Annotated in this window: 16 protein-coding genes; 9 read left to right on the forward strand and 7 right to left on the reverse strand. The window is 69.3% G+C overall.

Annotated features, from left to right (window positions below; all coding sequences use genetic code 11):
- The 3 genes from AC3XYG_RS20090 to AC3XYG_RS20100 all read right to left on the reverse strand — a co-directional run.
- The coding region (locus tag AC3XYG_RS20090) for a hypothetical protein (protein WP_489141638.1) at nt 1-471 on the reverse strand (471 nt) is incomplete at its 3' end.
- A gap of 70 nt (nt 472-541) precedes the next feature.
- Nucleotides 542-970, reverse strand: coding sequence for an RbsD/FucU family protein (locus AC3XYG_RS20095; RefSeq protein ID WP_489141639.1), 429 nt, complete (start codon nt 968-970; stop codon nt 542-544).
- Between the two features lie 52 nt (nt 971-1,022).
- Complete coding sequence (locus AC3XYG_RS20100) at nt 1,023-2,006, reverse strand: aldo/keto reductase (protein ID WP_489141640.1); 984 nt, start codon at nt 2,004-2,006, stop codon at nt 1,023-1,025.
- A 201-nt stretch (nt 2,007-2,207) separates the two neighbouring features.
- Here AC3XYG_RS20100 and AC3XYG_RS20105 point away from each other — a divergent pair, with 201 nt between their 5' ends.
- Genes AC3XYG_RS20105 through AC3XYG_RS20135 form a run of 7 tightly spaced genes read left to right on the forward strand, consistent with a single transcriptional unit; the run spans nt 2,208 to nt 8,518 of the window.
- A complete protein-coding gene (locus tag AC3XYG_RS20105) occupies nt 2,208-3,152 on the forward strand; it encodes an aminotransferase class IV (RefSeq protein ID WP_489141642.1) in 945 nt (314 codons plus the stop codon).
- Nucleotides 3,153-3,182: 30 nt separating this feature from the next.
- Entirely contained in the window at nt 3,183-4,220 is a 1,038-nt protein-coding gene (locus tag AC3XYG_RS20110) for an ABC transporter substrate-binding protein (RefSeq protein ID WP_489141643.1), read from the forward strand.
- A 33-nt stretch (nt 4,221-4,253) separates the two neighbouring features.
- Nucleotides 4,254-5,300 (forward strand): ABC transporter ATP-binding protein, encoded by a 1,047-nt coding sequence (locus AC3XYG_RS20115; protein ID WP_489141644.1) that lies wholly within the window; start codon nt 4,254-4,256, stop codon nt 5,298-5,300.
- Between the two features lie 8 nt (nt 5,301-5,308).
- The gene (locus AC3XYG_RS20120; RefSeq protein WP_489141645.1) at nt 5,309-6,211 is read left to right on the forward strand and encodes an ABC transporter permease; all 903 of its coding nucleotides are present in this window, start codon (nt 5,309-5,311) and stop codon (nt 6,209-6,211) included.
- A complete protein-coding gene (locus AC3XYG_RS20125; RefSeq protein WP_489141646.1) occupies nt 6,208-7,005 on the forward strand; it encodes an ABC transporter permease in 798 nt (265 codons plus the stop codon). Before AC3XYG_RS20120 ends, AC3XYG_RS20125 begins: the two co-directional genes overlap by 4 nt.
- 52 nt (nt 7,006-7,057) lie before the next feature.
- Nucleotides 7,058-7,717, forward strand: coding sequence for a helix-turn-helix domain-containing protein (locus AC3XYG_RS20130; protein WP_489141647.1), 660 nt, complete (start codon nt 7,058-7,060; stop codon nt 7,715-7,717).
- Between the two features lie 42 nt (nt 7,718-7,759).
- Nucleotides 7,760-8,518, forward strand: a complete 759-nt coding sequence (locus tag AC3XYG_RS20135) for a glucose 1-dehydrogenase (protein ID WP_489141648.1) — start codon at nt 7,760-7,762, stop codon at nt 8,516-8,518.
- Nucleotides 8,519-8,651: 133 nt separating this feature from the next.
- Here the strand turns inward: AC3XYG_RS20135 and AC3XYG_RS20140 are convergent, their stop codons facing one another.
- Nucleotides 8,652-9,227, reverse strand: a complete 576-nt coding sequence (locus AC3XYG_RS20140) for a TetR/AcrR family transcriptional regulator (RefSeq protein ID WP_489141649.1) — start codon at nt 9,225-9,227, stop codon at nt 8,652-8,654.
- Nucleotides 9,228-9,237: 10 nt separating this feature from the next.
- Here AC3XYG_RS20140 and AC3XYG_RS20145 point away from each other — a divergent pair, with 10 nt between their 5' ends.
- Both AC3XYG_RS20145 and AC3XYG_RS20150 read left to right on the forward strand, forming a co-directional pair.
- Nucleotides 9,238-9,816 carry a hypothetical protein gene (locus tag AC3XYG_RS20145; RefSeq protein ID WP_489141650.1) on the forward strand — a complete coding sequence of 193 codons (579 nt, stop codon included), beginning with the start codon at nt 9,238-9,240 and terminating at the stop codon, nt 9,814-9,816.
- A gap of 113 nt (nt 9,817-9,929) precedes the next feature.
- Nucleotides 9,930-10,292 (forward strand): hypothetical protein, encoded by a 363-nt coding sequence (locus AC3XYG_RS20150; RefSeq protein WP_489141651.1) that lies wholly within the window; start codon nt 9,930-9,932, stop codon nt 10,290-10,292.
- A 12-nt stretch (nt 10,293-10,304) separates the two neighbouring features.
- On the opposite strand, the gene AC3XYG_RS20155 is transcribed toward AC3XYG_RS20150, so the two are convergent.
- From AC3XYG_RS20155 to AC3XYG_RS20165, 3 genes are all read right to left on the reverse strand, one after another.
- Nucleotides 10,305-11,429 carry an ABC transporter substrate-binding protein gene (locus tag AC3XYG_RS20155; RefSeq protein ID WP_489141652.1) on the reverse strand — a complete coding sequence of 375 codons (1,125 nt, stop codon included), beginning with the start codon at nt 11,427-11,429 and terminating at the stop codon, nt 10,305-10,307.
- A complete protein-coding gene (locus tag AC3XYG_RS20160) occupies nt 11,426-13,831 on the reverse strand; it encodes a TonB-dependent siderophore receptor (RefSeq protein WP_489141653.1) in 2,406 nt (801 codons plus the stop codon). The genes AC3XYG_RS20155 and AC3XYG_RS20160 overlap by 4 nt, the downstream gene beginning before the upstream one ends.
- 102 nt (nt 13,832-13,933) lie before the next feature.
- Nucleotides 13,934-14,694, reverse strand: a 761-nt coding sequence (locus tag AC3XYG_RS20165; RefSeq protein ID WP_489141654.1) for a FecR family protein, incomplete at its 5' end; no start/stop codon positions are given.

Raw genomic sequence — 14,694 nt, forward strand, 5'->3', positions numbered from 1 at the left:
GTAGGGCCGCGCATGCTCGTTGACCATCAGCTCGGTGCACAGCAGCACGCCGACCGCCAGCCCGGCGACCCGATGCAGGTCGAAGCCGCCGTCGCCCCGGAACCAGGTCGCCTCATACCAGCCGGCTTCCTCGGGGAAGAACCGTTTGCGGTGCAGCGGCTGCACCTGGCCGGCCTCCAGCGCGAAGGCCTCGTTCGCCAGCCGGTCGCCGGCCAGGACCGGGCGGGACGAGATCACCGCCGGCACGCCGAGGGCGCCCAGCGCTTCCAGGCCGCGTTCGTGCAGCGCGACGCTGCGCGCCGCCGCGTCCCGGTCAAACCGCTGCGCGCCGGCCAGCCACGGGCCGAACGGCATCTCGTTGGTGACCAGCAGGTCCGGCCGCGCCGCCTCGACCTGCCGGCGGACCGCATCCCACCCGGCACCAGCGGGATCGAGCCCTTCGGGCCATTCGACAAAGGCGCAGCGGATCATGGATCCCTCCTCCTCAACCGCGCCCAACGTAGCGGAGCATGGGCGCCGTGACAGCGCCCGTGAAGACCCGCTACGCCGCCACCGTGCCCTTGCGGATGATGACGTTGCCGTAGAACAGCCGCTCGCCGGTGGCGATCACCAGCGAGGCCTGCTTGGCCCGGTCGTAGAAAGCGAAGCGCTCCAGCAGCGTCAGCTGGTGGCCGCCTGCGACCCGGCCCAGCGCGTCGCGGATCAGGGTGTGGGCCGGCATCACCTCGGTCGGGTTGCCGATCACCTCCATCCCCACGACAGGGTCGGGCTCGGATTCATCGATCGGCAGCACGCTGAGCACCGCCGCCAGCATGCGCTGGAGGTCGGCCGCCTCCATCCGCACCAGCCGCCGGGCCACGGTTTCGGCCGGGAAGCTGCCATCGGCGATGACCACCTCGTCGCCATGCCCCATGGCGCGCAGGCCGTGCAGGATGTCCGGGCTCAGGATGGGATCGATGCCGATCAGCATGGTGCAGGTCCTTTGTTGAATTCGGTGGCGGGCATGGTCACGGCGTGGCGGATCATGGAGTCGGGGCCGCCGGGGCGATCAAGCCCTCGGCGCGCAGCTCGGCCCACAGATCGGCCGGGATCGGGTGGCGGAACAGCGCCTCGTTCTCCGCCAGCTCGGCCGTGTTGCGCGCGCCGGTCAGGATCGAGGCGACGGCCGGATGCGCCGTCGGGAACTGGATCGCCGCGGCCTTCAGCGGCACGTCGTGGCGGCGGCACACCGCGTCCAGCGCCTGGGCCCGGACGATCAGCGCCGGATCGGCGTCCTGGTAGTTGAACTTCGCGCCGATATTCGGGTTGGCCAGGATGCCGCTGTTGTAGACGCCGCCGATGATGACGCCGATGCCGCGCGCCTCGCACAGCGGCATGAAATCATCGAGCGAGTTCTGCTCCAGCAGCGTGTAGCGGCCGGCCAGCAGGAAGCAGTCGAACACGCCGTCGCGGGCGAAGCGGGCCAGCATCTCGGCCTGGTTCATGCCGGCGCCGACCGCGCCGATCACCCCGTCGGCGCGCAGCCTGTCGAGGGCGCGATAGGCGCCGGCAACGGCGGCGTCGTAGTGATCGTCGGGGTCGTGGATGTGCAGCACGTCGATGCGGTCGACGCCCAGCCGCTCCAGGCTTTCCTCCAGCGACCGCGTCACACCGTCATAGCTGAAATCGAACACCGGCCGTTCCGGCGGGGTGCCCTTGTAAAACGCGTCCTCCTGCGCCTGGTCAGGCACGCGCAGCAGCCGGCCGACTTTGGTCGCCAGCACGTAGCTGTCGCGCGGTTTGCCCGCCAGGACCCGGCCGAGATGGCGTTCCGACAGGCCGTTGCCGTATTGCGGCGCGGTGTCGAAGAAGCGCAGGCCGAGATCCCAGGCCTTGGCGATCGTCTCATCCGCCAGCGCGTTGCTGACCGGTTCGTACAGCCCGCCGAGCGGCGCCGTGCCGAGGCCGAGCCGCGTCACCCTCAGCTTTGTCGAGCCAAGCGCGGCCGTGTCCGTCGCTGAAACCATGTCGCTTCCCCGTTTGGATCGTCTGCACCGGTTGCTTATAGCGGCCGGGCGGCTGCGGCAGAGAATGTGACGTCGATTTCGCAAGGTCAAACAAAAATTCGTATACGAAATTTCTATTGCCAATGAGACATTCGTTGCGCATGCTGCCGGCCAATCCAGACCAAGGGACCGGCCGCAACGGCCGGGCAGACAGGGCGGCGCATGACCGACAGCGGACACGATTATTCGGCCGGGGCGGCGTTCGTCGGCGGGGCGTATGTCCCGGCTGCCGATGCCAAGATCTCGGTGCTCGACTGGGGCTTCACCCGGTCCGACGTCACCTATGACGTCGTGCATGTCCGGGATGGCGGCTTCTTCCGCCTGGCCGACCATCTCGACCGGTTCGAACGCTCGCTGGCCGGGATGCGCTTGGCCCCGCCGCATGACCGGGCGGAGATCGCGACGATCGTGGCGCGCTGCGTCGCCCTATCCGGCTTGCGCGACGCCTATGTCGCCATGATCTGCACCCGCGGCCGGCCCCGGGTGTTCGGGTCGCGCCGGCCGGCCGATTGCGACAACAGCTTCATCGCCTATGCCATTCCCTGGATCGACGTGATCCCGCCGGCGGTGCAGGAGCGCGGGGCCCATCTGCACATCGCCTCGATCCCGCGCGTCGCCAGCAGCTCGGTCGACCCGACGATCAAGAACTACCAGTGGGGCGATCTGACCCGCGGCCTGCTGGAAGCGCACGACCAGGGCGCCGACACCGCCGTGCTGCTGGATGCCGAGGGCTTCGTCACCGAAGGGCCCGGCTTCAACGTCTTCGTGGTGCGCGACGGCGCGGTGCTGACGCCGGATCGCGGCTCCCTGGAGGGCATCACCCGCCGGTCCGTGCTGGAGCTGTGCGACGAGATCGGCCTGCCCGCCCGGATCGCGCCGCTGCGGCGCGAGGACCTGCTACAGGCGGACGAGATGTTCTGCACCACCACCGCGGGCGGCGTCATGCCGGTGTCCCGGGTCGACGGCCATGTCATGGGCAACGACCGGCCGGGGCCGGTCAGCGCCCGGCTGAAGACGCTGTACTGGGACAAGCACGCGGCCGGCTGGCGCCGCACCGCGATCGACTACGCCAACGCCGAGAAGCCGCTCGGCGCGGCCAAGGTCTGACATCAAAGAACGAACAAACAGGAGGCTGAGATGGTGAGACGGCGTGAGTTCGTCATGGGCGCCTGCATTCTTGCGGCGCTGGCTGGCGTGGCCCTGCCCGCCGCGGCGGCGGAGAAGGAGCTGCGCATCCTGACCTGGGAGGGCTATGCCGACGCCCCCTGGGTCGAGGCGTTCGAGAAGAAGACCGGCGCCACGGTGAAGATCACCTACACCGGCAGCGTCGACGAGATCTTCGCCAAGATGACCGCCAGCAAGGGCGACGATTACGACGTCATCGCCATCGAGACCTCGTCCTACAAGCGGTTGGTGCAGGAGAAGCTGGTCCAGCCGATCGACCTGTCGAAGATCCCGAACGCCGCCAACCTGCTGCCGGCCTTCCACGACGTCTCGGCCATCGTGTTCGACGGCAAGACCTATGCCGTGCCCTTCGCCTGGGGCTCGATCCCGCTGATCTACGACAAGAAGGCGTTCCCGACCCCGCCCGACAGCTGGTCGGTGCTGTGGGACGACAAATATGCCGGCCGGGTGCTGGCGATGGACGACGCCAACAACGCCATCGTCACGACAGCCCTGGCCCTGGGCTACAAGGACCCATTCAACCTGACCGACGACCAGTTCGCCGCGATCAAGGCCAAGCTGATCGACCAGAAGCGCACCGTGCTGTCCTACTATGCCGGCTTCGACGACGGCGTCAGCATCTTCGCCCAGGGTGGCATCGACCTGATGATGTCGATGGGCGAGCCGCAGGTGCCGCAGCTGCAGAAGAAGGGCATCGACGCCGCGCTGGTCATTCCGAAGGAAGGGGCGATCGGCTGGATCGACTGCTGGGCGATCAGCGCCGGCGCCCGCGACCCCGCCTTGGCCCAGGCCTGGGTCGACGCCATGCTGGACAAGAAGGTGGGCACCTACATCAGCGAGAAGACCGGCTACGGCAACACCACCAACGCCGACGCCAACGCCGCGATCGGCCTGACCTATGCCGACAAGCTGGTGTTCCTGCAGGCGCCGGAAAGCTTCTCCAAGCGCATCGACCTCTGGAACGAGATCAAGGCCACGCCGGCCAACTGATCGTCACCGCCCGGGCCGTCAGAGAGGGCCGCCATGACATTCCGAAGCCTCATCCGCCTTGCCGGCATCGGCAAATCCTACGGCGCGGTCACCGTGCTGCAGCCCTTCGACCTGGAGATCGGCGACGGCGAGTTCCTGACCATCCTGGGCCCGTCCGGTTCGGGCAAGACCACGATCCTGCGCATGCTCGGCGGCTTCACCGCCCCGAGCACCGGCCGGATCCTGCTCGACGGGACGGACATCACCGACACGCCGATCTTCCGGCGGCCGTTCAACACGGTGTTCCAGGACTACGCGCTGTTCCCGCACATGACCGTGGCGCGCAACGTCGGCTACGGCCTGCGCATGCGGCGCCGGCCGAAGGCGGAGGTGGACCGGCGGGTGGCCGAGGCGCTGGCGGTGGTCGGCCTGTCCGACAAGGCCGGCCGCCATCCCGGCGAGCTGAGCGGCGGCCAGCGCCAGCGCGTGGCGCTGGCCCGCGCCATCATCTGCGAGCCGCGGGTGGTGCTGCTGGATGAACCTTTGGCGGCGCTGGATGCGGGGCTGCGCCGGTCGATGCAGGAGTTCCTGAAAGACCTGCAGCGCCGCATCCGCACCACCTTCATCTTCATCACCCATGACCAGGAGGAGGCGATCTCGATGTCCGATCGCATCGTGGTCATGGACCATGGAAGGGTCGAACAGGTCGGCACGCCGAAGGAGATCTACTACCGGCCGCGCAGCGAGTTCGTCGCCCGGTTCTTCGGCGAGAACAACCTGCTGCCCGCCACGGCCGCAGGTGCGGCCGGCATCGACAGCCCGCTGGGCCGGCACGTGCTGGCCCCCGCCTCCGGCAGCCCGACCGCCGTCGCCATCCGGCCGGAGAGCCTGAGCCTGCGGCCAGGGGCGGAGCGGCGATCGGCCACCGGCGCGGTCGAGAGCCTGACCTTCCTGGGCGCCACCACCCAGATCGTCGTCCGGCTGGGCGACAGCAGCGTCAAGATCCGCCTGCCGACGCCGGAATTCGACGGCAGCGCCGATGTCGGCGACCCGATCTCGGTGTTCTGGTCCGACGCCGATGTCAGCGTGCTGGGCGCGTGAGGATGGCCATGGCCGACACCCTCGCCCCCCTGGACCAAGCCGCCCGGCTGCGCGCGCCGTCGCCCGCCGCCCGTGCGCTGGGCCGCTGGCTGCCGCGGCTCGCGGTCTACGGCCTGCCCACGGCACTGATCCTGGCGCCGCTGGCCGCCTTCCTGCTGACCGGCTTCTGGTCGCTGAACGACGGCCAAGTCACGCATGACTTCACCCTGGGCAACTACGCCGCCTTCCTGGCCCAGCCGAGCTACATCAGGGTCTTCATCGGCACGCTGCAGCTGGCCGGCATCGTCGCCGCGGTCGGGCTGGTGTTCGGCTACATCATCGCCTACCTGATCTGGCGGCTGGAAGGCCGGCTCCGGTATTTCATGCTGCTGTTCCGCGTGATCCCGCTGGCGATGAACTACATCGTCAAGATCTACGCCATGCGCAACATCCTGGGCTACAACGGCTTCCTGAACTGGGCCCTGGTGTCGACCGGCATCCTGGATGCGCCGAGCAAGGTGTTCCTGTTCAACCAGACCGCCGTGATGATCACCATGGCGGTGATCTACCTGCCCTACGCCATCCTGCCGATCTTCCTGTCGCTGGAGCGGATCCCGCCGTCGCTGGCCGTCGCCTCCGCCGATCTCGGCGCCCGGCCGGGCCAGACCTTCCGCACCGTGGTGCTGCCGCTGAGCCTGCCGGGATCGATCGTCGGCGGCCTGTTCGTGATGGTGCTGGCGCTGGGCGATTTCCTGACGCCGCAGATGGTCGGCGGCAACCAGGGCTTCACCTTCGGCCGGGCGATCTGGAGCCAGTTCGGCATGGCCTTCAACTGGCCGTTCGGCGCGGCGCTGGCCGTGGTGCTGCTGCTGGCCGTGGTCGCGATCATCGGCCTGGCCGCCCTGGTCTCCCGCTATGCGAGGGTCAAATGACCGCCCCGGAACGGATCGTCATCATCGCCCTGTGGCTGGTGGCCGCCCTGGTCTTCGCCGCCCTGTACGGCCCGGCGCTGGCCGTGGTGCTGGCCTCGTTCTTCGACCTCAAGGGCCAGGCGATCGACTGGTCCAGCTTCAGCCTGCACTGGTATGCCGGCCTGGCCGACAATCCGGAAATGCTGGCCGCCCTGGGCCACACCCTGGCGGTCGCCGCCGCGGCGGTGCTGATGGCGCTGGTCCTGGCGCTGGGCCTTGCCTACTACATGAAGACCGGCACCCGGCGCGGCCGGCCGCTGGTCGAGTTCGTGATCTTCCTGCCCTTCGTGCTGCCCGGCATCATCACCGGCATCTCGCTCCTGGTGGCGTTCCGCGAGCTGGGCATCGAGCGCAGCCTGGTCACCGTCACCATCGGCCACACCGTGCTGGTGCTGGCCATCCTGTACCGCATGATCACGGTGCGGCTGGACAGCCTGGACAACAGCCAGATCGAGGCGTCGCTGGACCTCGGCGCCACCGGGCTGCAGACCTTCCTGTTCGTGGTGCTGCCGCAGCTGCGCTCGGCCATCGTCACCGGCGCGCTGCTGGCCTTCACCCTGTCTTTCGACGAGACTCTGGTGACCTTCTTCCTGGTCGGCGGCGACGCCACCCTGCCGATCCGGCTGTGGGCGATGATGCGCGTCGGCTTCACGCCGGAGGTGAATGCGCTGGTGGCGCTGGTGCTGCTGGTGACGATGTCGCTTGCGGTGCTGGGCGCGTTGTCGTTGAAGGACAGCATGGCGGCGCGCCGGTGAGCCGCCTGACGGGACCCGGAGAGACATTCCAAAGCATGATCGAGAGCGTGTCATGACCGACGACCTGCCGCCGCTGGGCCGGCTGCTGCGCGAACGCCGCGCCCATCACGGCTGGACCCTGGCCGAAGTCGCCACCATGACCGGCATCGCCGCCTCGACCCTGTCGAAGATCGAGAACGGCCTCTTGTCGCCGACCTACGACAAGATCCTGCAGCTGGCCCGCGGCCTGGGCGTGGAGATCGCCGACCTGTTCTCGTCGGGCGAGACCGCCAGCCCGCCGGTGGTGGTGGCCCGGCGCAGCGTCAGCCGCCAGCATGAGGGCCAGCGGCTGGAAACCGAATTCTACAGCTACACCTATCTGTGCAGCGACGTGGCCCATAAGCGCATCATTCCGATCCGGGTCGAGGTGCGCGCCACCGAGCCGGAGCAGATGGGCGGCCTGAGCTCCCATGTCGGCGAGGAGTATGTCGAGGTGCTGGAGGGCCGGATGCGCCTGTACAGCGACTATTACGAGCCGATCGAGCTGGACCCGGGCGACAGCGTCTATCTCGACAGCACCATGAAGCACGGCTACCTCTCGGTCGGCGACGGCCCCTGCGTCATCATGGTGATGTGCTCCAGTGCCACGCCGAACCTGGCGCAGACCCTGCGCGAGATCATCAAGCAGCGCATCCTCGAGGAACAGGCGGCCGGCCGCCCTGCCGCGAAGTAACGCCCTGCCCTTCCCCGTTTTCGACCCAGACCAGGAGATTCCATGTTCGACCTGACCGGAAAGGTCGCCATCGTCACCGGTGGCAATGGCGGCATCGGCCTGGGCATCGCCCGCGGCCTGGCCGCGGCCGGCGCCTCGCTGCTGCTGGTCGGCCGGGACGCGGCCAAGACCGAGCGCGCGGTGGCTGATCTTGCGGCCCTGGGCCGGCCGGTGTCGGGCGCCGCCGCCGACGTCACGGTCGAGGCCGACTGCCAGGCCTTCGCCGAGGCGGCGCTGCAGCGCCACGGCCGGATCGACATCCTGGTCAACAACGCCGGCACCAACTGGCGCAAGCCGCCGCAGGAGTATTCGCTGGCGGAGTGGCGGGCGCTGATCGACGCCAACCTGACCAGCACCTTCCTGGCCTCGATGGCGGTGTTCCCGACCCTGCAGCGCCAGCGCGCCGGCAAGATCGTCAATATCGGGTCGATGACCTCGATCTTCGGCGCCTCCTTCGCCGCACCCTACAGCGCCAGCAAGGGCGGCGTGGTGCAGTTCACCAAGGCCTGCGCCACCGCCTGGGCCGAGCACGGCATCCAGGTCAACGCCATCCTGCCTGGCTGGATCGACACCGAGTTGACCCAGCAGGGCCGCGTCGAGGTGCCCGGGCTGCACGAGCGGGTGGTGGCCCGCACCCCGGCCGGCCGCTGGGGCGTGCCGGACGATTTGGCCGGCACCGCGGTCTATCTGTCCAGCCGGGCCTCCGACTTCGTCACCGGTGCCGCGATCCCGGTCGATGGCGGGTATTCGTCGCAGGCCTGAGGGGGTGCGGGGTTCCGGGGCATCCGGTCCGCTTGCAACGATGGCGTCGGGGAGAGCCGGCCGCGCCAATCCCATACCGTCACCGCCATCGCGAGCCCGCAGGCGAAGCGATCCGGCGGGCTTAGCCCCAGAATCAATCAGCCGGAGGGTCGATCGCCAAAGCGCGGTGGAAGAAAGCCTTCAGCCCGGCGATCAGCGCGGCCACATCGCCGGTGCGACCTTCGGCGATGGCGTGGTCGACGCCGCCATGGAAGGCGTAGAACAGCAGCACCGCCGTGGTGTCGGGATCGGCCACGGCCCAGGCCCCGGCCGCATTGCCGCCGTGCAGCAGGTCGGCCAGGCCGCGCGACGGGCCCTGGTGGCCGGCGACCCGGCGCTGGCGCGACAGCAGGTCCGGCGTGTGGAACAGCGCGTCATGCAAAGCGACCTGGTCGAGATACGCCGCCACGCCACCCGCCAGCCAGGCGCCGAGCCGGGCCGGCCAGTCCGCCGGGTCGGCCTGCGCCTCTGCCGCGGCGATGCTGGCGGTGAAGCGCTCGCCGAAGCGTTCGCGCAGCGCCTCGACCAGCGCCTCCTTGGACGCGAAGTAGAGGTAGAAGGTGCCCTTGGCCACATCGGCGGCGGCGGCGATGTCGTCGATGCTGGTGGCGGCAATGCCCTTCTGCAGCACCAGCGCCTCGCCGGCATCCAGCAGTTCACGCCGCCGCACCTCGGACGGCTTGGTCCGCGGTCTGGCCGCCTTGTCCGCTGTCCCGGCCGCCGGCCGGCGTCTGCGCGTCTGGGTCCCGATCATCGGCGCACTCTGCGTCGATCGGGGACCGCGGCGCAACAGTGAGGGATGGCCCCTCACGCTGCGGCATTGGGAACGACTTCCTTTCGGCTGGCGGACACGGATTGGCCATCGATCCCGCGACCGGCAGGCGGGCAGCAGCTGCAGGTCTGGCCGGATCGTGCCCGGCGGAACAAAACCGACGGCCGGGGCTTTTGTCTGGGTAATGCAGACGACGGACCACATGATGAGCGACGGCCAGAGCCTTGCACAGACGCTGCATTTCTGGCTGCGCATCCAGCGTCAGAACTGGGAGGACGGCTTTCCGCCGAGCCCGCAAGAGGTGCAGTGGATCGGCTGCGCCATGCGCGCGGCCCGCGAGGGCGGCAGCCTGGGCCGCATGCAGGAATGCATTCTGCACGCGATCCTGAACGACCGCAGCCCGCCGGCCGATCAGTCGGGCTACAGCCTCGACGCCTTCCAGCGCGATCTCGGCACCTTCCAGGCGCGATATCTCGACAGCCCCTAAAATCCCTGGAAAATCCGCGGGATAAAACATCCACCTGGCCTTGCTTCGGAGGTTGCCAAACGGCCCGAACCGGCGGATCGTGAGCGATCGATGTCCGGAAAAGGCCCTGCGCCATGGATCGGCTCACGCGCATCGTACCCCCGATCCGGTTCGCCTCGACTGAGGGCGACGCGGTCGTCATCGGCTGCGCCACCACGCTGGTCGATCACCTCGACCGCCTGTACGACGCGATCCTCGACCCGCAGCGGCGGGAGCAGCGCCTTGCCGGTGCCCTGCGCACCCAGCATCTCGATGCCATCGAACGGCTGCTGTTCCTGGTGACCGAGGAGATGGGCCGCGGCGCCGTGCTGCTGAGCGAGACGCTGCGCACCCAGGCGGTGCTGCTGATCGGCCAGTACCAGCCGCTCGAGATCGCCGCGGAGGCCGCGCCGGTCCTGCCGGGCCGGGGGGGCGAGACCAGCCGGCTGATGGTCTGACCGCGTCCGGCGCTATGGCTCGTCGTCGAGGCTGACCCAGTAGGTTCCCTGCAGCGGCACCGCCAGGAAGCGGCGGTTGATCTCCGCCAGCGTCGCGGCCGGGTCGAGATCGCCGAACAGCTCCGGCCGGATCCAGCGGGCCAGCGCCTCGATCCCGACGATGTTCAGCGGGCTGGCGTTGAAGAAGTTCCACATCGCATGCACCCGCCCCTGCCGCACCGCCGACAGGCCGGACAGGCCGGGTTCCGCCACCACCGCCGCCAGCCCGGCCCTGGCCGTCGCCGCGTCGACCCCGCTGCCGATGCGGATGCTGCCGGGCTGATCGAGCTGCGGTAGGCCGGTGGCGATATAAACCTCGGGATCCGCCGCGATGACATATTCCAGGTTCAGCTGGCCGCCATTCGGCGTCGGGAACAGCTCGGCGCCGATGTTGCGGCCGCCCAGCAGCGTCAGGAATTCGCCCAGGCTGCCGGTGCCGGCCGACCAGCAGCAGGCCCACTGGCCGGGATAAGCGTGCAGCATCACCCGCGGCCCGGGACCGGCGCCAACCATCCGCTCACGGATCCGCGCCAGATGCGCCTCGATGAAGGCAGTGACGGACTCCGCCGCCGCCTCCCGACCCAGGGCTTGGCCGAGCAGCCGCAGGCTGGGCACCGTATGGTCCAGCGGCGACTGGTAGAAATCGATGAACACGACCGGGATGCCGGCCTGGGCGAAGGGCCGGACCACATCCTCCGGGCTGGTCGCCAGCGCCTGCCAGCTGCTGAAGATGGCGAGGTCCGGCGCCACCACCAGCGCCTGTTCCATCGAGAAGGTCTCGCCGCTGCCCTGCCCCACCAGCGGCACCGCCGCCAGCGCCGAGAAGCGCGTCTGGAACTGGGCGTAGGTGGCGGGGTCCAGCGTCTCCAGGTCGCCGCCCCAGCCGGCCAGCCGCGACACCGGATCGGGATCGAGCAGCGCCAGGGTGACCAGCTGGAAGCCTTCGGCCAGCAGGATGCGACGCGGCTCGTGGTCGATCACCACGCTGCGGCCGAGGATGTCGGTCACCGTCCGCGGCCATTGCGCCCGGGCCGGTGCCGCGGCCAGGCCGAGCAGCAGCGCCGCGCCCAGTGCCAGCGCCATGAGACGCCGGATCACCAGGTGGCGCCCAGGGTCAGCTTCACCGTGCGCCGGTCGCCGTAATAGCAGGCGGTCGGGCTGCTGCAGCCGGCGACATAGGTGCGGTCGAACAGGTTGGAGGCGTTGACCGCCACCCGCCAATTGTCATGGGCGTAGCTGATCGCCGCGTCGAACACCGTCGAGTCAGGCACCTTCAGCGTGTTGGCGGCATCCGCCCAGGTGGCGCCGACATAGCGCATTCCGCCGCCGAGGCCGACGCCCTCGAACCCGCCATGCTGGACCTTGTAGTCGAGCCAGAGCGAGCCGAGCTCCTGCGGCACGCCGATCGGCACCATGCCCTTGTCGACGTCGTTGCTCTTGGTCACGGTCAGGTCGTAGCGGGTGTAGGACGCGATCAGGTCGAGCCCTTTCGCCAGGTTGGCATTCGCCTCCAGCTCGACGCCGCGGGAGCGGACCTCGCCGGTCTGCACCTGGTTCAGGATGTTGTCCGGATCCGGCGTGGTGCTGTGCTGGCGGCGCAGGTCGAACACTGCGGCGGAGAAGAAGCTTTCCATCCCCTCCGGCTGGTACTTCACGCCGAACTCCACCTGGTCGCCCCGCTCCGGCTCGAACGGCTGGCCGTAGAAGTTGGTGCCGACCACCGGGTTGAAGAAGGTGGCGTAGCTGACATAGGGGGCGAGGCCGAGATCGGACTTGTAGAGCAGCGCGATGCGGCCGGTGAAGGCGCCGTCGGTCGAGCTGGTGCTGGTGTCGTTCAGATGGTTGTCGACGTCGGAGGAGACCCAGTCGTAGCGGCCGGTGGCGGTCAGAAACCAGCGGTCCTCCCAGCTGGTCTGGTCCTGGATGTAGACGCCGACCTGGCTCATCACCTGGCGGTTCAGGACGTAGCGCGACGCCGGGCCCGGAAGTTGGCCATAATGCGGGTGGACCAGGTCGAGCGGCGCGGCCGGGCCGGAGGCCTGATCGTCGTCGATCTGGTAGCGCTTGTAGTCCAGCCCGACCAGCGTGGTGTGCTGGAACGGCCCGGTGTCAAACTTCGCCTCGGCCTGGTTGTCGACGGTGACGAAATTCACCTCCGGCCGGGTCTGGTAGTTCAGCCGGGCCAGCTGAGTCTGGGCCGCGTCGGCATAGCCGATGCCGAACATGCCGTCATGGAACAGGTCGAGATGGGCGTAACGGAAGTTCTGCCGCACGGTCCAGGTGTCGTCGATCCGGTGCTCCAGCTCGTAGCCGATCATCGCCTGGTTGCGGATGAACGTGTCGTAGCCCGGCTCGCTGAGGAACAGGTCGGTCGGGATCCGGCCGAAGCCGGCCCGCTTCGCCGTGCCGACATAGGGCAGGAAGCCGGAGGCCTGGTTCAGGTCGTCATGCTGGTAGCTGGCCAGGACGGTCAGCGTCGTGTCCTCGTTCGGCTTCCAGGTCACGGCCGGGGCGATGAAGCCGCGGAAATCCTCCGCCTTCTCGGTCTCGGTGCCGCCGGAATGGACCAGCCCGCTCAGCCGGTAGAACCAGTGGCCATCCGCATCCATCGGGCCGCCGATGTCGAAGGCGCCGAAGGCGTTGCCGTATTCGTTGATGCCGGTCTCGGCCGAATGCAGCGTCTCCTCCGGCGGCCGCTTGCTGACCAGGTTGACCAGGCCGCCGGGCGACCCGCCGCCATAGAGGAAGGAGGACGGGCCGCGCAGCACGTCGATCCGCTCCAGCCCGTAGGGCTCGGCCTTCCAGCCGGCCAGCGCGGTCGAGAACAGCGACAGCCCATCGCGGAACATGCCGTCCTGATAGGCGCGGAAGCCGCGGATGAAGAACCAGTCGAAGCGGGTGTCGGTGCCGTAGGGCTGGGCGCGGATGCCGGGGGAATAGCGCAGCGCCTCGTCCACCGTGCGGATCGCCTGGTCCTGCATCTGCGACCGCCCGACCACCGAGACCGAGGCCGGCGTTTCCAGCAACAGGGTGTCGGTCTTGCTGCCGGCGGCGCTGCGCGTGGCGACATAGCCCTGCACCGGGCCCCAGGCGTTGCCCGATGCGCCCTGGACCACGATCGGCTGCAGCTCGCCGGCATCGCCGCTCTGCGCCCGCTCCAGGGTCACGGTGCTGGCGCCGGTGAAACGCCAGGTCAGGCCGGTGCCGGCCAGCAGGCGGCGCAGCGCCTCGTCCCGCGACACCGCACCGCTGACGCCGGGCGAGGACACGCCGCGCGCCAACTCGGCCGGATACAGCAGCTGCAGCCCGGCCGCATCGCCGAACTGCGCCAGCGCCGCGGCGAGCGGCCCGGCCGGGATGTCGAAGCGGGTGGCCTGCGCCACCTGCGCTGCATCCGGCGCGGCCTGGCCGAACGCGGCAACCGGCGCCAGCGCGGTACAAGCCAGCAGCATTGCGGCCAGGCCGCCCGATGTCCCCCAACGATTAGACTGCATCATCATCCCACGCGTCACATCCGAGTTCGGAGTGAGACGCAATCGCGTCCCCTTGCCGACTTGATGGATCCACGGCCCCGCCCCCTCACCCCGATTGCCGAAAAAACTTCAGGCCGGCCGCAACAGCACGAGGTAGCGGGTCAGGCTGACGACCCGGACCGGCAGGGTGCGGGTGATGGCGTCGAGCGCCGCGTCGGGATTGGCGACATCGAAGATGCCGCTGACCCGCAGGTCTCCGAGCGCGCCGTCGGTCATGGCGATGGTGCCGCTGCGATAGCGGCCGAGATCGGCCACCACCTGCCGCAGCGGCTGGTCCTCGAACACCAGCTTGCCGCGCTGCCACGCGGTCTCGGCCTGGCTGGCGCTGCGCCGCACCACGCCGAGGCCGGCCGCGCCATAGGACACCTGCTCGCCCGCGGCGACCCGCGCCTCCACCGCGGAGACAGCGACCGAGACGGCGCTTTCGGTCACGGCGACCGTGACCTCGTCATCCCGGCGATGCACCACGAACTGGGTGCCGAGCGCGGTGCTGCGCCCCGGCCCGGCGGCGACCCGGAACGGCCGTGCCGCATCCCTGGCCACGGTGAACTGCGCCCGGCCGCGGTCGAGCGAGACCTGGCGCAGCGCCGGCGAGAAATCCAGCGACAGCGCCGTATCGGCATCGAGGTCGACCTGGGTGCCGTCGTCCAGGCGGACGCCGGTCAGCTGGTCCTGATCGGCCAGTACTTCGGCCACCGTCCCGTTCACCACGGCAATTCCGCGCTGGGCCAGATCCTGGCTCTGCTCCGGAGTGGGTGGCGCGGTGTGGGCCAGCACCGTCACCTGCGGGCTGAGCAGCCGGAACATCAGGGCCTGGTGCACGGCCATGG

It is taken from the genome of Inquilinus sp. (assembly GCF_057815775.1).

Excerpts from the sequence above, each read along its gene's own strand:
- AC3XYG_RS20135 (WP_489141648.1), top strand. The coding sequence starts at position 7,760 with ATGTTCGACCTGACCGGAAAGGTCGCCATCGTCACCGGTGGCAATGGC.
- AC3XYG_RS20130 (WP_489141647.1), top strand. The coding sequence starts at position 7,058 with ATGACCGACGACCTGCCGCCGCTGGGCCGGCTGCTGCGCGAACGCCGC.
- AC3XYG_RS20105 (WP_489141642.1), top strand. The coding sequence starts at position 2,208 with ATGACCGACAGCGGACACGATTATTCGGCCGGGGCGGCGTTCGTCGGC.
- AC3XYG_RS20125 (WP_489141646.1), top strand. The coding sequence starts at position 6,208 with ATGACCGCCCCGGAACGGATCGTCATCATCGCCCTGTGGCTGGTGGCC.
- AC3XYG_RS20100 (WP_489141640.1), bottom strand. The coding sequence starts at position 2,006 with ATGGTTTCAGCGACGGACACGGCCGCGCTTGGCTCGACAAAGCTGAGG.
- AC3XYG_RS20150 (WP_489141651.1), top strand. The coding sequence starts at position 9,930 with ATGGATCGGCTCACGCGCATCGTACCCCCGATCCGGTTCGCCTCGACT.
- AC3XYG_RS20095 (WP_489141639.1), bottom strand. The coding sequence starts at position 970 with ATGCTGATCGGCATCGATCCCATCCTGAGCCCGGACATCCTGCACGGC.
- AC3XYG_RS20110 (WP_489141643.1), top strand. The coding sequence starts at position 3,183 with ATGGTGAGACGGCGTGAGTTCGTCATGGGCGCCTGCATTCTTGCGGCG.
- AC3XYG_RS20115 (WP_489141644.1), top strand. The coding sequence starts at position 4,254 with ATGACATTCCGAAGCCTCATCCGCCTTGCCGGCATCGGCAAATCCTAC.
- AC3XYG_RS20160 (WP_489141653.1), bottom strand. The coding sequence starts at position 13,831 with ATGATGATGCAGTCTAATCGTTGGGGGACATCGGGCGGCCTGGCCGCA.
- AC3XYG_RS20120 (WP_489141645.1), top strand. The coding sequence starts at position 5,309 with ATGGCCGACACCCTCGCCCCCCTGGACCAAGCCGCCCGGCTGCGCGCG.